This is a genomic window from Stenotrophomonas sp. AS012628 (assembly GCF_010608305.1).
Classification (GTDB): Bacteria; Pseudomonadota; Gammaproteobacteria; order Xanthomonadales; family Xanthomonadaceae; genus Stenotrophomonas; species Stenotrophomonas geniculata.
Genome location: NZ_VMBJ01000299.1, coordinates 1 through 217, shown reverse-complemented (window position 1 = coordinate 217; position 217 = coordinate 1). Strand labels below are relative to the sequence as shown.

At 60.8% G+C, this 217-nt stretch carries 1 protein-coding gene; it reads right to left on the bottom strand.

Going from position 1 to position 217, the window contains the following annotated elements; all coding sequences use genetic code 11:
- Nucleotides 1-217, bottom strand: a 217-nt coding sequence (locus G5A07_RS22000; RefSeq protein ID WP_191864047.1) for an arsenate reductase (azurin) small subunit, incomplete at both ends; no start/stop codon positions are given.

Genomic DNA, 217 nt, shown 5'->3' with positions numbered 1-217 from the left:
GAATGCGCGGACTCCCGCATCGTAAGTAACCGGGCAACCCATGTGTGTACACAGCGTGCTGTAGGCCACGATGTCCTTGTCCGGACCGACGCCGCCCGGCACCGGTGTTCCCATCTTGATGACGGTGCAAGGCGAGGATGCGTCGGGATAGAGGAATGCAATGGGCTCATTGACACGCAACCGATCAATGCGCGTCACCGTCTTGGCGGGGTATGGC